Annotated in this window: 11 protein-coding genes; 3 read left to right on the top strand and 8 right to left on the bottom strand. The window is 65.5% G+C overall.

The annotated features are described in order from the left end of the window. Window positions 1–1049: 1049 nt before the first annotated feature. Complete coding sequence (locus J6595_RS20500; RefSeq protein ID WP_209597223.1) at window positions 1050–3029, top strand: M23 family metallopeptidase; 1980 nt, start codon at window positions 1050–1052, stop codon at window positions 3027–3029. Between the two features lie 49 nt (window positions 3030–3078). On the opposite strand, the gene J6595_RS22690 is transcribed toward J6595_RS20500, so the two are convergent. Continuing rightward, a complete protein-coding gene (locus tag J6595_RS22690) occupies window positions 3079–4167 on the bottom strand; it encodes an extensin-like domain-containing protein (RefSeq protein ID WP_245198941.1) in 1089 nt (362 codons plus the stop codon). Between the two features lie 492 nt (window positions 4168–4659). Further along, the gene (locus tag J6595_RS20490; protein ID WP_209597221.1) at window positions 4660–6192 is read right to left on the bottom strand and encodes a L,D-transpeptidase family protein; all 1533 of its coding nucleotides are present in this window, start codon (window positions 6190–6192) and stop codon (window positions 4660–4662) included. 307 nt (window positions 6193–6499) lie between these two features. Between J6595_RS20490 and J6595_RS20485 the strand changes: the two genes are divergently transcribed. Further along, window positions 6500–6766: a DUF3297 family protein gene (locus J6595_RS20485; RefSeq protein WP_209597219.1), complete on the top strand. Its 267-nt coding sequence runs from the start codon at window positions 6500–6502 to the stop codon at window positions 6764–6766. A gap of 58 nt (window positions 6767–6824) precedes the next feature. On the opposite strand, the gene J6595_RS20480 is transcribed toward J6595_RS20485, so the two are convergent. The 3 genes from J6595_RS20480 to J6595_RS20470 all read right to left on the bottom strand — a co-directional run bounded on the left by J6595_RS20480 (window position 6825) and on the right by J6595_RS20470 (window position 10644). Beyond that, a complete protein-coding gene (locus J6595_RS20480; protein WP_209597217.1) occupies window positions 6825–7538 on the bottom strand; it encodes a class I SAM-dependent methyltransferase in 714 nt (237 codons plus the stop codon). Between the two features lie 587 nt (window positions 7539–8125). After that, on the bottom strand, window positions 8126–8680 hold the full coding sequence (locus tag J6595_RS20475) for an ActR/PrrA/RegA family redox response regulator transcription factor (RefSeq protein ID WP_209597215.1): 555 nt from the start codon (window positions 8678–8680) through the stop codon (window positions 8126–8128). A 617-nt stretch (window positions 8681–9297) separates the two neighbouring features. Next, on the bottom strand, window positions 9298–10644 hold the full coding sequence (locus tag J6595_RS20470; protein WP_245198940.1) for an ActS/PrrB/RegB family redox-sensitive histidine kinase: 1347 nt from the start codon (window positions 10642–10644) through the stop codon (window positions 9298–9300). A gap of 285 nt (window positions 10645–10929) precedes the next feature. Here J6595_RS20470 and J6595_RS20465 point away from each other — a divergent pair, with 285 nt between their 5' ends. After that, the gene (locus J6595_RS20465) at window positions 10930–11424 is read left to right on the top strand and encodes a DUF892 family protein (protein ID WP_209597214.1); all 495 of its coding nucleotides are present in this window, start codon (window positions 10930–10932) and stop codon (window positions 11422–11424) included. Between the two features lie 51 nt (window positions 11425–11475). Here J6595_RS20465 and hrpB read toward each other — a convergent pair whose 3' ends face one another. From hrpB to J6595_RS20450, 3 genes are read right to left on the bottom strand one after another with little or no spacing between them, the layout of a single operon-like run. Next, window positions 11476–13974 carry an ATP-dependent helicase HrpB gene (gene hrpB / locus J6595_RS20460; RefSeq protein WP_209597212.1) on the bottom strand — a complete coding sequence of 833 codons (2499 nt, stop codon included), beginning with the start codon at window positions 13972–13974 and terminating at the stop codon, window positions 11476–11478. Beyond that, complete coding sequence (locus J6595_RS20455) at window positions 13971–14738, bottom strand: ATP-binding cassette domain-containing protein (protein ID WP_209597210.1); 768 nt, start codon at window positions 14736–14738, stop codon at window positions 13971–13973. Before J6595_RS20455 ends, hrpB begins: the two co-directional genes overlap by 4 nt. Then, on the bottom strand, window positions 14735–16459 hold the full coding sequence (locus tag J6595_RS20450) for an ABC transporter permease (protein ID WP_245198934.1): 1725 nt from the start codon (window positions 16457–16459) through the stop codon (window positions 14735–14737). The genes J6595_RS20455 and J6595_RS20450 overlap by 4 nt, the downstream gene beginning before the upstream one ends. Window positions 16460–16559: the final 100 nt, after the last annotated feature.

Below are 16559 nucleotides of genomic sequence, written 5' to 3'. Positions count from 1 at the left end.
CTTGGGTCATCCCATAAACTCGACAGAACCGAAAAGGATATCGATCCAGCCAAGCCGCAGAAACAACCGCCGCCCACGCTTCTCTTTCTTGTCTCAACTACCAACAATGTCAAAGAGCACGATCCCACTCGTGGATCGTCGAGAAGTGCGATAGAAATCGAGCCCTCAGGTGAAGGCCGACCCTGTCGACAAAACTCAAAAGATAGCGACGTTGGAGGCGCAAAAAACATCCGGTCGGAGATTTCTCTTCCGAACCAGAGGCTGTCCGCTCCGTCTGGAGCGGCTCGGCGCCACCGCCGTCGTCGATGAGCGGCTTATAGGCCATGCTTTCCCGGCCTGTCAACGACGCTTTCGCAAAAAGTTCAAAAAACTTCTCGCGCCCCCTGCTCTCGCCTTCTGCGGCCGCTTGAAAGCCGTGGCAGCGCAGTCTCTGGAGGGTGCGGCTTCGAGGCGGGGCCCTTGCGGTTACGGTCATCGGCCACGCCGCCGCTCGCGCCTTTGCGGGCAGGACGCTCTGGAGATGCCCCCAAAAACCTGGCTGACGATCACGGCCTGCGCGTCGGCGCGTGTTTCTGCTTCGCTCACAGGTGAGATAGCGCAGGAGGGATGCCCGGCTTGCGCGCGCACCCCGAACAGTGTTGGCCGGGATTGCTGGCGATAAGCCCCCTCCCCTCGCGCCTCTGGAAGGAACCTGCGGGCCGGCGGACTTCTTGAGAAGGGTCCGGTCCGTCGCGCCTGCCCTTGCTCGCTGCCTCTTCATTCCTTTCCCCTTCTGCCTTTCCTCTCCGTCCCGCTCTATCTCGAAGTCATCGTCCGGAGCGTCGCACGTCCCGGCTCTTTCTCCGGGGGATGTTCGATCGCACGGAGCAGAGGTCGCTTGAGAGCCCCTTCGCAACCGGCTATGCGATTACGACAGTCTTCGCGCTGATGGTTTGCGTTCATGCAGATCGTAGCGACCGGGTTTTCGCCACCTTCTTGGAGGAAGCCGGAGACGCTCCGGCGTTCGCGACCGGCTTGCGCCTCATCGACGAGGCATTCTGGGGAGAGGAATGAACCGACCGCCGCACGACCCGGCCCAGTTTCGACCAGCCCTTGGTGATACGCCGGCGCTCGTCGCCGATCGCCGCCGCCAGCCCGACAAGCGACAGGTTTCGGCACGGTGGCTGGCGGGCACGCTTCTGACCGGCCTGACATCGACGGCCTTGATGGGGATTGCCCTCTCGGCTGCGCTCGACGGACATCAGGGTGCGGCACGCCCGGCGCTGGCGACGGGCCCCGGCGGAAGCGACGACGACCCGATCGTCAAGGGCGAGCGCGTGGTCGCGACGGCGCTGCCCGTCGCCCGGTCGCGGCAGATCATGGAACTGTCGACATTGAGCCGGAAGGGCGATCGGGAGGTTCTGCGCACCCTGCCCTTCGGCTATGTGAACATGCTGCTCGCCGCGCGCTATCCGGCGACGACCGACTATCCTCCCTTCGACCCGATGACGATCTATGCCGCCGGGGACACGGACGACGACAAGTCCGACGCGGCGGCGGACGAGCCGGCACGGATCTACGGTGCGCGGATCGAATCGGAGGTCCGGCTCAAGGTCTCGAGTTTCGCCTTCGACGCAAAGACCTATGAGCAGAGTATCGATCTCGACGCCAACGCCGCCGAGGGCCTCGTCAGATCCCTTTCGCCGCGTCTCGGCAGCCAGCCGGTTCAGGTCGCCTCGCTCGGCACGGTCGATCCCTTCCGGTTCGGCCTCAACCCCGACCCGGCGAGCGAGTACGAGCCGGGCTCGGCCTTCCGCGTCGTGGCGCAGAACGTCTCCTATGCGGTCGCCGACACGAGTGACGACGACCTGCCGCGTTTTCACGAGGAAATCGTCCCCTTCCGCCAGAAGGCCAAGATGATCGACATGCTGGCCCGGGCCGGCCATGATGGCGACCAGGCCAAGGCGGCCGTCGAGGCGCTCGCCAAACTCGTCGACGGCGAAACGCTGCAGGCGGGCGACGCGTTGCGGATCGGTGTCGAGACCCAGCCGGCCAGCCAGGAGGACGGGGCTTCGCCGGTCAAGACGGTGGTTCGCCTGTCGGCCTATCGCGGTGGCAGGCATCTCGCCACGGTGGCCGCGACCCAGGACGGACCTTTCGAGCCCTCGAATTCGCCGGAAATGTCCGATTCGGTCGTCGAAGCCATCGACGAAAACGAGAACGAGGCGCCGATCCGCAGTGACATGCCGACGGTCTACGACGGCATCTTCCAGGCGGCGCTCTCCTATGGCCTCGATCTTCGCATGTGCCGTCAGCTCGTCACCATGCTGGCGAGCGACCTCGACCTGCAGGCGCGGCTCTCGCCGTCGGACCGACTGATCGTCTTCTACTCGATGACGCGGGAGGGCAAGGAAGAGGAGCCGAACGATCTTCTTTATGTGGAGATCCATATCGGCGACGTCGTCAAGAGATTTTACCGGTTCCGCCCGAAGGAGACCGGGATCGTCGATTATTTCGACGCGGACGGCCAGAGCGCCGGCAACTTCCTTGTGAGAAAGCCGTTGCCGAGGGGCCGGTTCAGTTCCGGTTTCTCGACCGGCCGCCGCCACCCCGTGCTCGGCTATGTCCGGCCGCACTGGGGCGTCGACTGGGCAGCGCCGCGTGGCACGCCGATCTTCGCGGCGGCCGACGGCGTCATCGAAAAGGCCGGCTGGTCTTCCGGCTACGGCCGCGAAACGGCCATCAAGCATGCCAACGGCTACGAGACCGTCTACGCCCACCAGAGCGGCATCGCCAAGGGCATCAAGCCCGGCGCCCGCGTCCGCCAGGGACAGGTGATCGGCTATGTCGGCTCGACCGGGCTTTCAACCGGCAACCATCTGCATTTCGAAGTTCATGTGAACGGCAAGCCGGTCGATCCGATGCGCATCAAGATCCCTCCCGGCAAGACGCTGAAGGGCGAGGATCTCGTGACCTTCGACCGGGAGCGGGACCGCATCGACGCGCTCTTGAAGGAAAATGTCGATACCCCGCTGCTGGCGTCGCAGTAAGCCGTCTGCCGCAAGGCCCTTCCGAGCGGCAGCCGGACATCGCCGCAGCCTATTTGCAGTATGTTCCGCCGTTTCGACGCGCCGCCATGTCGAAATGGAAGTGGGTTGCATGGTCGGCGTCGGTGCCGGGACCGAGCACGGTCTTGAACGGCCCGCAGGCTGACGCCCGGACGCGGTCCAGAAAGCGTTTTTCCCGAGCATCCTCGCTGTCTCCGGTCTCTTGCGGCGACGGCTTCGTCGCCGCGGAGCCCGCGTCGTCCTTTGCGGCGCCCTCCTCGATGCCCCCAGCGACGGTCTTGCCATCCTCCGCGTCTTTGTCCGACGACGCAGCGGTCGCGCCGCCCGTCTCGTCGGAGCTACCAGGCGATGCATCTTTCTTGCCCAGAACGATGGCCCGGACACCGACATTGGTACCGTCCGTCAGGGCAAAGGATCCGATATCGATGGCGCTGCCGCGGGCGTGTTCGGAAATCTTGTCCTGCGAGGATCGCGGCCGGCAGACATAGGTCGAGACCTGCCGGATGCCGGCCACCATCCGCCCGCCGCCGAACGACACCTTCGCCGCCGGGACGACTGCGTCCGTTGCCCAGTCGTCGAGGGCAAGGACGGTCTGGCACAAAAGCGCGGTATCGGGTTCGACCGTCAGTCCCGAAGAAAGCCTTTTCACAGCAATCGGCCGCAATACGCCGCATCGTCCTTCGGAGATGCTGTCTTCGACCTCGAACACGACACCGCGCCGCTTCAGCTCCGCCTCGCAGGCCTTGGCTTCGACGACCGCCGCGGCCGCCTCGACAGCAAGGGCTGGTGTGACCGTCACGGTTCCGGAGCGAAGGGTGGCGGGATCGGCATGACGCCCTCCGGCAGACGATGCCATGTCGGCGCCGGCAGACGATTTCGGCGGCTCGGGCCGGATCACGGGCACCGGTCCGGCATCGGGAAGCGGCTCCGGGCCACTGTCGGTGGAGCCGACGATCGGCTCGAGATTTCCCTTGCGCGGCTCGCCCGGCAAGTCGGCCTTTGCGGGGGGCTGATCAGCGGCGGCATTCGCCGGCGCCGGATCGGCGTCAGGGCTCTCGGCGATGGCACTGCCGGCCTCGGGCCGCGGCACCGGTGTCGGCGCATTCTTCGATACCGGCAATTCCGCCGCCTCTAGACGCGCGGGATATCCCGATGCGCTCAACGCCGTTACGACAAGGAGCGCCCCAAAGACGCTGCCCTTGCCGCTCAACCCGCAGCGCGAGAGAAGGCCTGACCTGCCCCTGCGAGCCGTCGAACCATCGTCTTCGATGTCGACTTGCTGGAGAAAACCCTTCCGGGCACGGTTCGGGACCAGGGAACGCATCGGCATCTGCCTTCACAAGTGAGACTGATGCCGCCGCGCCCGCCGCAAGAGCGAACATCGGAGCACCGCATCGGTCACGGCTTGATAAGTCTTCGTGATGAACTTCGTTCCCGCCGGCTCCATGCGACTTGCCACCCGAGGGGGCGGCGTGGGCGGTTCACGCTTCGGCCGAACCCCATTGGCGAGCCCGTAAGCGGGCTTTCCACCGGGAGCTGCCCGGGGCCCGGCCCTGCCGACTGTCAAGCGGATCAGCGGTCACCGGCATCCGGCACGCTTCGCTCTGGCCCGCTATTCGACGAACTCCACCGTCACCCCGGGCTTGACCATCTTGGCCAGCTCGGTCGCGTCCCAATTGGTCAGGCGTACGCAGCCATGGCTGTTGGTCTTGCCGATCTTCGAGGGTTCGGGCGTGCCGTGAATGCCATAGGTCGGCTTCGACAGGGCGATCCAGATCGTGCCCACGGGGCCGTTCGGCCCGGGCGGGATCGTCAGGACCTTGTCGTTGCCGCCCTGCTTGAAGTTGATTTTCGGGTTGTAGGTGTAATTCGGATTGAAGGCGATGCGGTCGACCCGAACGGTTCCCGAGGGCGACGGCGTATCGGTCGATCCGATGGTCGCGGGATAGGCGGCGATCAGCGTCCCGTCGGCGCCGTAGGCACGGACCTGCTCGCGGCCCTTGTCGGCGATGATCTTCGTCACTTCGCCGGTCGCGTTCGCACCGACATTGGCCACCTTGATCTTCGTCCCCGGCCGATTGAAATCGGCGCCGGGATTGATCGCTTTCAGATAATCCTCGTCCATGTGAAATCGCTCGGCGAGACGCTCGGTGACGCGCTCGAAGCTCATCGCCGGAAGTTTCGCCTTCTCGCCGTAGTCGCTCGGGATCGACGCGACATAGGGGCCGGCGACATCCTCGTTGGTGATCTCGTACTGGATGATCGGCGGACCGCCGGTCGCATCCAGATCCTCGGCGAGCACCTGCGGATCGCCGGTCTTGAGCGTCTTGCCGAATTTCTCACGGTACGCGGCGACGGCCTTGTTGACGTTGCCGCCCATGCGCCCGTCGATCACGCCCGGCGACATGCCTGCCCTGTCGAGCAGGATCTGGAGGGCTGCGACCTGCGCCTTGTCAGCCTTTCCACCGGGAGCCTCGACGGCGGGCGCCGGATTGGTTTCCTCGATCGTCTGGCCCTCGCCGCTCGACAAGGGCTGATCGCCGAGCGTGCCGGTGGCAGGTCCCTCGACACCGGGCAGAGCCTCATCCGGCGACGGTTGCGGAATGCCGGCCTCCATCTGCAGGTCGGGGTCTGTTCCGCCTGCCGGAGGCAGCGGGGAAGCCTCGACAGGCCCCTGGTCATCATAACGACGATCACCGTAATCGCTGCTGCCATAGTCGCGATCGTCGTAGCCGCGATCATCCGGTTGCGAATAGGGATCGATGGTCTGTGGCCGACCATAGTCGGGGCCCTGGTCGAAACCGCCCTGCGGCGACACGTCGACACGTCCCTCGACGGTCAGCCCGGGCGGCGGCGGCGCATCGATGATTTCGCCACGGCGCTCGCGAAAGCGATCGCGGCGACGCTGAAACCCGCCGCGCCGCGGCTGCTCGACGCCGACCACCCGGCCGCGCGAATCGAGGAAGACGCGCTGGCCATACTGATCGACATAGACCTCGACGGCGCCGTCCGGCACGCCGAAGCCCGAGGCCTGGGCCAGAAGTACCGGCGCTTCACGACCCGTCGCGCCCGCGGCGACAGCCGGCGAGGACGCGAGGCCCGCAAGGATGATGCCCGAGAGGCAAAATTTTACCGGTCTTGTCATCAGTTTCGATCGTCCTTTGCCGTCGCCATCCCAACGGCCTGTTCGGGGCCGCAGTCAGGCGCATCGCCTGTGCGGCGAATCGCTTATCGCCGAAGGGAAACATCTTTTGTGATCATGGGGCTTACCATGTGAACCGGACATGAAAATGGCCGCATCAAAGCGCGCGATGGCACCGCGTCGACTTTGCCGATCGAGGGCGCGGCGCGCGAAGGCCACTCGCCGCAACGCTGTGAGAATGCGAACCCTCCCATCACGACGCGTCATGTGCTTAAGGTGCCGCCGTTACAAAAGCGGAGCATGACCGACCATGACGAAAGCCCTCCCCGATCGCCTCAGCATCGATCCCGAAAGCCCCTACTATGACGAAGAAGCCATCGGCGACGGCGTCGGCGTCCGCTTCAAAGGACAGGAGAAGACCAATGTCGAGGAATATTGCCTTAGCGAGGGCTGGATCCGCGTCCAGGCCGGCAAGGCCCTCGATCGCAAGGGCAAGCCGTTGACGATCAAGCTGAAAGGGCCGGTCGAGGTGTTCCGCAAGTCATCCGAGGAAAACGAGGCCGACGCGCAGACCTGACAGGCGTATCGCGTCATCCGCTCTCGCCCCCGTCATCGAGACCGGCGCGAGAGCGCTTTCACTGTCGGACGATTTCGCGCACGGCCATCAGCGATTTCGTCAGGCCGGCGACGCGCTCTTCCCGCAATTCGGCCTCCGGAAAGAGACGGCGCATCAATTTTGCGTCGAGAAGCCGGATCTCGACGACGTTCTGCCAGGCCTCGTCACGGCTCTGGGCGCGGGGAAAGAAGCCGAGATTGTAACGCTGCATCATCGCCGCGCGGGCGCGCAGCGGCAGCCACTGAAAGCCGACGACGCGAAAATGCGGCTCCAGCGGAAACCAGTAATTCGGCGTCTGGATGAAATAGCTGTCGGAGAGCCGCCGGACATTGGCGGCAAAGGCCTGCATGCGGTCGATCTCGCCGACATGCTCGATCACCGAATTGGAATGGACGAGATCGAAGCGCCGGCCGGCAAACAGGTCGGCGGCGCATGCGTCACCCGAGATGGCCTGGAACACGGCGCTCTTGGGCGGATCGATCGGCTCGTTGTTGAGCAGCGTGATGTCGATGCGGCCGCGATGCTCGGCCAGAAAATCCTCGGCGATCGACCAGTAGGCTTCCGTACCACCGAGATCGAGGATCTCGATCTTTTCCTTCTTCGCCAGGCCTGCCTCCAGAAGGCTGCGGACATGGCGGAAACGATTGGCCCGAAAACGCCGCTCGATGCTGCGGGGATTGCTCATCGGATCGGGCTTGACCCAGGCGCTGCCTTCGAGCTCAGCGATTGTCATGACGAATTCGTTCCCTGATATAACGCTACATTAACATTACGTAAGGGCGAAAATACTAGCGGCAAGGCGTAATAGAGACGGCGGCTCGAAAGCTGTCATTTTGCGGCATGAACAGATTTCACCGAGTGCAATTTCGGGACATATCTGTCTCTCGTCATGATCGGTTGAAAAAATAATTCATTTCGCCGCTAGAGCGAAAATAATGCGGAAGGCGAGAAAAGAAGAAACACTCAGTCTCGATCACCGGATTTCGACGGAACGAGGACGACCACGGCCTGGCCGGGAGACCGCATCGCCAGACGCTGGTGCGAGACTCGCCGGCGGGCGGGTTTGTGGCGGGCACGGAAACGATCGCAGGCCGGTGGGCGGCGCGCGCAGATCTGCTTCGATCTGAGACAAAAATCGATGGCGGCGGCGACACGAATTCGCGCGCCTCGCTTCGTTGACGCGGAGAAGAAAGCTCCCACCGCTCATCTTTCGCGGACCGCTGGACCGCAGAGGACGGGTCCGCCACCGTCCGCTGCACCGCTATGTCAGGCGGCTATACGCGGCGCCAAGACGGGTCAGTTGCAGTCTCAGGCCTCGCCTCAGCGCGGTGCCCGTTTGGCAAGAATGCGTTGCAGGGTGCGCCGGTGCATCGACAGCCGCCTCGCCGTCTCCGAGACATTGCGGTCGCAGATTTCATAGACCCGCTGGATATGCTCCCAGCGCACGCGATCGGCCGACATCGGGTTTTCCGGCACGTCCACCGTGATGCCGGAAGCGCGAAGCAAGGCCGCAGTCACGTCATCGGCATCGGCGGGTTTGGCGAGATAGTCGATCGCACCGAGCTTCACGGCGGTCACGGCTGTTGCGATGTTCCCGTATCCGGTCAGAACGATCGCCCGTGCGTCCGGCCGCTTGCGCTGCAACGCGGCAACGACGTCGAGGCCATTGCCATCGCCCAGCCGCATGTCGACGACGGCATGGGCGGGAGGACCGTCCTCCAGAGCGCTGAGGCCGCCGGCAATGCTGTCAGCGGTCCGCACGACGAACCCGCGTTGATCCAGCGCCCGGCTCATCCGCTGCAGGAACGGCTTATCGTCGTCGACGAGCAGGAGTGTCGGATCACTGACTGGCAGCGGCGCATCGAATGAAGTCATCACTTGGTCGAGCATTATCGGCCCACTCTTTCCCCACATACATACGTCAGCTTTTTGCCGACTTGTTGAAAGCTTCGCACGCCTTACAACTGGCGTCACCTTACCGTCTCGCAACGCGTCTCGGGGTCCCATTCCCGATGCGGCGAACGGTCTACGAGTTACGGTGCGACTAATCGCGCAGATGCCTCAAACGCGAACTAACTTTAATTTGATCAGTCCGGCGGGTGTGCATATCCTCAGCCGCCTCAGTCCCGACGCCGGAACAATTTCGCTCTAATCTACTGATATTCATGTAAAAATATCATATATTTCGAGGAAAATCCATGGCGCTCCCGGCGTTCCACCGGGTGACTGATCACATCGTGAATCTTTGCTTTGACAGAGGGTTACGGAAAATTTTGCCGCCGCGCGACCAAGGGCAGATCGCGATCTGCCATATGCGTGGGTAGCGCTCGCGCCGCCTACCTGAAACAGGCCTGTCAATCAGTACAGCTGAGTAAGATTTATACAGCAACTGGCTTCGACGCGACCAGCCTGGCGATCATAAATGCGTCATTTCGTCGCTTTTTTGTCCTCGCTTCGTCGCGGGGGAAGACCGAAAAGTCGAATCACCCGCTTCACTGAATGTCTCGGCTCGCGGGAACGCTGGCGGAATAGACGGCGCGCGGCCAGGTAATCGTCGCCACCGCCCCGGACTGCGATCTGTTCTCGATCTTGACGGTGGCCCCCGACCGCTGCAGCAATGTCATCGCAATGAACAGGCCGAGGCCCAGCCCGCCGGCGCTGCGGTGATCACGCGTCTCGCGCCGCGACATGTAAGGGTCGCCGATCCGGTCCAGCATCGCGGGCGGGAAACCCGGGCCGTCGTCGAGAACCTCCAGCCAGACCGACATCTGCGTCCAGCCGACCCGGATCGTCACGCGGGACTGAGCAAAATCGACGGCATTCTCGACGATATTGCCGACGCCCGAAATCACCGCGGCATTGCGCCGCGCCACCGGTTCCGGCCCCATGCTCTCGATGACTTCGACGTCGAGGTCCACGCCGAAATTGCGATGCGGCTCTGCGACCTCGTCGATCAGCGCCAGCAAAGACAGGTTGGCAAGATGGGTTTCGCTCGTTGAGGACAATGAGGTCAGCCGCCTCAGAATAAGCCGGCACCGTTCGGATTGCTCGACGAGGAGCGTCACATCGTCCGGCACGTCGCAGCCTTTCGGCACGGATCGGCGCATCTCCTTGGCGACGAGAGCGATCGTCGAGAGCGGCGTACCGAGTTCATGGGCAGCCGCGGCGGCAAGACCGTCGAGGGCGGAAAGATGCTGCTCGCGCTCCAGAACGAGCTCCGTCGCCGCGAGCGCGTCTGCGAGCGCGCGGGCTTCGGCTGCCACCCGGTAGATGTAGATCGCCGCAAAGACCAGCGTCGCGACGACGGCGAACCAGAGACCGCCGATATACCCCGACGGCAACATCAGCCCCTCCGGCTGCGACCAGGGCAAGGGCATGTAGGCGGTCGCAAGGACGGTCGTCGCGGCAACGGCAAAGCCGGTGATGGTCGCGACGGTCAGGGGTGGTTGCGTCGCCGATGCGATCACGGCAGGCACGATGAGGAAGACGATGAACGGGTTCTGGATACCGCCCGTGAGCATCAGCAGCCCCGCCGGCTGCATGATGTCGAAGGTCAGAACGGTCAGCGCCGCCGTCGACGAGATCCGGTAGCTGCCTGGATAGCGGCTGGCGAGGAACAGATTCAGCCCCACCGACAATCCGATGAGGGCAAGGCAGGGAACGACCGGAAACGTCCAACCCAAGACCCAGGCGACGGCGACGCAGGCCGTGGTCTGCCCGGCGACCGAAAGCCAGCGCAACCGGACCAGCGTTGCAAGGCGCAGCCTCTGGCTCTCGCGCATCCCGGTGGCGAATTTCAGCCGGCGGTGTCGCTCTCCGCCGTCAATGATCTGATCCATGTCGCCGTGGCAGCCTTTTTCCGCAATGCGCTCAGTCAGAGATTATAGCGCATTCAACCAATTCGCGTTGCATGCCAATTGTCCCACCCGCCCGGCCGCCGCAGACTTCCGGGCGGCAATTCATTTAGCCGGCCACTAAAGCGGCGGGAATGGCGCCGGAACGCTGGGGCCGGCGCTGGCTTTTAATCTGCACAGCCTCCAACGGGCCAAGGTGATCGCTTCGGACCGCGTCGTTGTCGCGACCGGAACGTTTCACCGGCCTTCCAACGGTAAAGGGATACGATCATGGCGCTTGCCAATCTCAAGGACATCTATATCGACCAGCTGCAGGATATCTTCAGCGCCGACACGCAGGCCGAGAAGGTCACGCGGGAGCTTGCGGAAGCCGCGAGCGACCCGAAGCTGAAGAAGGCTCTGATGGCCGGTGTCGAAGGGATCGAGGAAGGGCGCAAGACGCTCGCCGAGATCATCAAGTCGCATGGCGAGGATCCGACCGGCGAATTCTGCAAGGGCATGGAGGGCCTCGTCAAGGAAGCACGCTCCCACGGCATCGAGGAGGAGATCACCGACGCCGACGCGCGCGACGCGATGATCATCACCCAATATCAGCGCATGGCCCATTACGGCATTGCCGGCTATGGCTGTCTCGTCGCTTTCGCCAAGCGGCTCGGCCTGACCGAAGAGGCGCACAAGCTGCAGCGTTGCCTCGAGGCGACGGCAGACGGCGACCGCACGATGACCGAGCTTGCCGAATTCGGCATCAATCAGGCCGCGGCCTGAGACGCGCGGCGCATCGAGCGCCGCGGTTCGATCGACAGATCACACAACGGTTCAACGGCGCGGCTTGGCCCGCGCCGTTGCTTTTGCATTTGCCGGATCTTCCGGCCATTCGTGTTTGGGATAACGGCCGCGAAGATCGGCCCTCACGTCACGCCACGAGCCGTGCCAGAAACCGGGCAGATCCCGCGTGATCTGGATCGGCCGGTGAGCCGGCGAAAGCAGCTCCAAAGTCAGAGGCAGACGCCCGTCGGCGATCGCCGGATGCTGCGACAGACCGAACAGCTCCTGCACCCGGACCGCCAGCACAGGCTGGTCTGCCTCGTAGCGGATCGGCAGGCGCGAGCCGGACGGCGCGTCGAAATGGCCGGGAGCGAGCGCTTCGAGCCGCCCCTGAAAGGCCGGCGGCACGAGCCCTTCCAAAGCGGCGACGATCCGGCCGGGCGTGATGTCGTTGAGGCTCGAGGCGCCCGGGCAATAGGCCAGCAGCCAGCCCTCGATCGTCGCCGTCAAAGTGTCATCCGCAAGGTCCGGCCATGGCGGACCATAGGCACCCGCGAGAAAGCGCAGGCGGGCGAGCAGCCGTGCGCCGTCCTTGCCGAGATCGAGCGAGGCAAATCCCATCTGCCTGATGCCCTCGGCAAGCGCCGCCGTGACCCGTTCGTCCTTCGGCAAAGGCTGCGGCACCCTTTCGATCACCGCCCTGCCAAGCCGCGAGACGCGAAAGGCTCTGACCGCCTGCGCCTCGGCGACAAAGGCGACGACCTCCTCGTCTTCGGCCCGCGCGGCGACGATCCGCTCGAAGGCGGATTTTTCGAGGCCTGCGGCTGCAACCACGTGTCCGGTCGCCGCCGTGCCCTGCATTTCGGCGATGACGATCACCTTTTCCCTCGCAAGGGCATTGGCAAGATCGAGCCGCCCGCCGCGGCCATTGGCGAGCGTGTAGCTTCCCGGTGCCCCCTGCCGGATTGCGACGCGATCGGGGTAGCCAAGCGCAAGGATCGCGCCGACGTCGCCTTGTGTCGCCCAGTCCGCCACGCCGAGGGATTGCCCCCGCGTGGCTTCCCGGCTCGTCGAGGCGATCCGCCTCGCCAGCCCGCTTGCCTCCTTTGAACGAGGATCACGACCGCTTCGAAAGCGGCGCAGCCGATCTGCGAGATCGACGTCGTTGCCGCCCAGTCCGCGCTCGGTGAGGAGAATGGCGATTTCGGCGGCCGTCCCCGTATCCTCGGCGTCCGATGCCGCCACCATATGGGCCAGCCGGGGCGGCAGCGGCAGGTTTCGCATCGCCTTCCCGGCCTCGGTCAACAGGCCGCTCTCATCGAGTGCGCCGAGCTGCGTCAGGAGCTTTGCCGCCTCGCTGACTGCCGCCGGCGGTGGCGGATCGAGCAGCGCCAGCGTGGCCGGATCGCTCACACCCCAGGCCGCGCAGTCGAGGAGCAGGCCGGACAGGTCGCTCGCCAGGATCTCCGGCTGGTCGAAGGCCTCGAGGGCGGCGGTCTGCTCGGCGCGCCAAAGGCGGATCGCCGTCCCCGGCTCGGTGCGCCCGGCGCGTCCCGCACGCTGGTCGGCGGAGGCCTTCGAGACCCGCACCGTTTCGAGCCGCGTCAGCCCCGTTTCCGGCTCGAAGGCCGGCCGCCGCTTCAGGCCGGAATCGATGACCACCCGCACACCCTCGATGGTGAGCGATGTCTCGGCGATATCGGTGGCGAGCACGATCTTGCGGATGCCGGCCGGCGCCGGGCGCACGGCGCGATCCTGTTCGGCGCTATCGAGGGCGCCATAAAGCGGCGCCAGCAGCGTGCCCGCAGGCAGGACCGGCGAAAGGCGCTCGGCGACCCGGCGAATTTCCCGCTGCCCCGGCAGGAAGACGAGGATGCTGCCGGCCTCGTCTCCAAGAGCTGCGCGGACGGCCGCGACAACCGCCTCTTCGATCGGGACCGTGCCCGGCCGGTCGCGGTTGAGGATTTTGACATCAAACGCCCGTCCCCGGCTTTCGACGACCGGCGCATTGCCGAGCAGCGCGGCGATGCGGGCGCCGTCGAGGGTCGCCGACATGACCAGGAGCTTCAGATCGTCGCGCAGCGCCGAGGCGACGTCGATCGCCAGCGCCAGGCCGAAATCGCCGTCGAGGGAGCGCTCGTGAAACTCGTCGAAGATGACCGCGCCGACGCCGGCAAGCTCCGGATCGTCGAGGATCATGCGCGTGAAGACGCCCTCGGTGATCACCTCGATCCGCGTTTGCTTCGAGACTTTCGTGTCGAGCCGCATGCGCCAGCCCACCGTCTCGCCGACCGCCTCGCCGAGAAGCGAAGTCATGCGGCGGGCGGCGGCGCGGGCGGCGAGGCGGCGCGGCTCGATGAGGATGATTTTGCCGCCGATCCCCGATTGCAGAAGGTGGATCGGCACGAGCGTCGTCTTGCCGGCACCGGGCGGGGCGACGAGAACGGCGCTGCCATGGCCGGCGAGCGCGGCCGAAAGCTCTGGCAGGACTTCGACGACCGGCAGGCCGAGCGCGCCCGCCGGCAGGTCGGTTTCTGGAATGCCGTTCATCTCAAAGCCCTGGCACGGAGCGGCGTTTCGGCGCGCTCGGCGCCCGGTTGCCGTGCGTGCTCGTCGCCCCTGCCCGCCGCGCCGATGACGACGACGTCGCCGCCGGCAGCGGCCGCATCGGCCGGGTCGTGGGTGACGAGGATAGCCGGGATCTTTCGCTCGGCGATGCGCGCGAAGACGAGGTCACGCGTCGTTTCCCGCAGCTCCTGATCGAGCCGCGAGAACGGCTCGTCGAGAAGCAGTGCCTGCGGCTCGGCCAGAAGCGTGCGGGCAAGAGCGACACGGGCCGCCTGGCCGCCGGACAGCGTTGCCGGATCGCGCAAGAACATGCCGGCAAGGCCGACCTCGGCAAGCATGCGCTCTGCCGCCTCGCCCCGCGCGCGCCGGCCCTTCAGCGCGGCCGGCAGGGCAAAGAGCAGGTTCTCCCCCACCGACATATGCGGAAACAGCAGCGCGTCCTGAAACAACAGGCCGATCCGCCTCTCTTGCGGCGTCAGGCCTGAGACATCGCGGCCGCCAAGCAGCACCTTCCCCCTTGCGGTGAAGGCCGGATCGAGAAACCCCGCAACGAAAGCAAACAGCGTCGACTTGCCCGAGCCGGACGGTCCCATGACGGTCAGCGTCTCGCCGGGCAGAACCCGGCGATCGAGGGCGAGCAGCGAGCGGCCGTCGAGGCTGATCTCGACATCACGGAGGATGAGTCCGCCTTCGGCGTCAGATGCGGCCCCGCTCGCCGGTGTTCTTGCGCTCTGGTGAAGATTCATCGGCGTTTCATGGCCAATCGCCGGCCAGAGAGCAAGCGCGGCAGGGTTCCCGAGAGCGTGAAGGCGAGAAAGGGCAACAGCGTCTGCAAGAGCGCATAGGCGCCGATGACCCGGCGATTGCCGCCCGATGCCAGGGCGACCGCCTCGGTGGTGATCGTCGGCAACCGGCCGGCGCCGATCAGAACCGTCGGCAGATACTGGCCGACGGAAGTGGCAAAGCCGATGGCGAGAGCCGTCAGCACGGCATGGGTCAGGATCGGCAGGCGAATGCGGAACAAGGTCTTCAGCGAGCCGTGGCCGAGGCTCGCCGCAACCTGATCGTAGCGCGGATCGACCGCAAACCACGGATCGGCCAGCGCCAGCGCGACATAGGGCGCGACGAAGACGAGATGAACCGCCGAAAGGAGAAGCAGCGACGGCGTCAGGCCGAGGGCGAGGATCGTCACCTGCAGGCCGAAGATGAAGGCGATCTGCGGCACGATCAGCGGCAAGTAGATGAGCCCTGCCATCACCGACGAAAGCCGCACCGCCCTTGCCGCCGACGCGCGGAACTGCCGGCGGCGGGCTTCGAGAAGAACGACGACGAGGACGAGGGCGGCGCTCGCCGAGAGGATGGCGACGAGGAACGTCGTGGCGAGAGGTCCGCCGGCACTTTCCAGTGCGCGGCCCCAGGTCTGAAGACTGACGCTCGGCGGCAGGATGGCGGGAAAGGCCCAGAAGCCGGCGACCGACCAGAGAAGCAGCCAGAAGAGGCCGAAGAAGATCGCGCCCCCGGAAAGCGCAACGGGAATGCAGGACGCCGCGCGCAGGGCGCCGTCGCCGGACAGGCGCCAGCCCCCTGCCCCGACGCTTCGCCGGATCCTGCCGACGAGGCGCTCGCCGACGAACCACAAGAGCAGCACCAGACCGGTGATGGCGAGCTGCAGCAAGGCGCCGGCCGATGCCATGAAGCGCAGCGACAGGTCGGGATCGTTCATCCAGGAGACGAGACGCACGGCAAGCGGGGCCGGCAGCGACGGGCCGAGGATCAGAGCGACGTCGACGACGCCAGAAGCATAGGCCGCGACCGCCAGCACCGGCAGCCGGATCTGGCGATAGACGCCGGGCCAGACGGTGTGGAGAAAGCCCGCCATCCGGCCGTAGCCGAGCGAGGCGGCAAGCTGCATGCGCCGCCGCGGATCCGCTTGCGGCAAGGCAGCGAAGGCGACGAGCAGGAGGAACGGCATCTCCTTCGCGATCAGCCCGGCCATCATCGCAAGGCCGAACGGATCGCCGATGATCAGGAGATCCGGCGGACGGTCGAGGTCGAACGGAGCGGCGAGAAGACGGAAGATCAGCCCCGAAGGCGCGATTAGAAACGCCAGACCGAACGCTGCCGCCGCATGGGGCACGGCGAGCAGCGGCGCCAGGGCCCGCCGGGCGATGCGCTCGACCGCAGTGCCGTGAAAGGCCGCCAGGAACAGCGCGACGCCAAGGGTCGATATGGCGGTGGTGACAAGGCCGCTGGCATGAGACAACAGGGCGGAGGCGGCAAGACCCGGCTGGGCGAAAAGATGCCGAAACGGCTTGAGCGAAAACGCGTCGCCGCCAAGCGCCGGCAGATAGCCGAAGGCCGGCAGGACGACGCCGATCAGCCCGACACCGACCGGCAGGGCGAGGAAAAGAGGCACCGCGAAAGCGACCGCCGCCCGGGAGGAGCGCGATGACACGTCAGCGCTCATGACGGCATCCGTTTGCGGCGATCACCGGCTCACCCTGTCCGACGCCGCGCGACCAGACCGGCTGCGCTGGCGGATACCACAGCGGTTCAAGCCACTCTCA

It is taken from the genome of Jiella mangrovi (assembly GCF_017815135.1).
GTDB lineage: Bacteria > Pseudomonadota > Alphaproteobacteria > Rhizobiales > Rhizobiaceae > Jiella > Jiella mangrovi.
This window is presented reverse-complemented; position numbering and strand designations above follow the sequence as displayed.